Source organism: Cytobacillus oceanisediminis 2691 (assembly GCF_007678455.1).
In the GTDB taxonomy this organism is placed as follows: domain Bacteria; phylum Bacillota; class Bacilli; order Bacillales; family Cytobacillaceae; genus Mesobacillus; species Mesobacillus oceanisediminis_A.
The window spans coordinates 1-282 of sequence record NZ_VEEP01000187.1; the positions used below are offsets into that span (position 1 = coordinate 1).

Annotated in this window: 1 protein-coding gene; it reads left to right on the top strand. The window is 46.5% G+C overall.

What is annotated here, in order from left to right:
• The coding region (locus tag FS736_RS25580) for a hemolysin III family protein (RefSeq protein WP_222125107.1) at positions 1-282 on the top strand (282 nt) is incomplete at both ends.

Below are 282 nucleotides of genomic sequence, written 5' to 3' on the forward strand. Positions count from 1 at the left end.
GCAGCCCTCCTCACACTCCTCATCAACGCTTCAATCACAACCACTTCACCAATTCTGATCACATCCCTCACCATTTTTCCACTCACCATGATTTTCCTTTACACCCCATCCCCCACTTACCATATCCTCATCACCACCCACACTATCATCCCCTTCCTTCCAAAAATTCACCATTCCATCATTTTTCTACTCATCCCTCCAACTTATCCTCCTTTTTCCCTCATCACTCTCAATCCCCCAACACCCTCCACCCTTTTTCGAATCATCACTTTTCCACCTGTC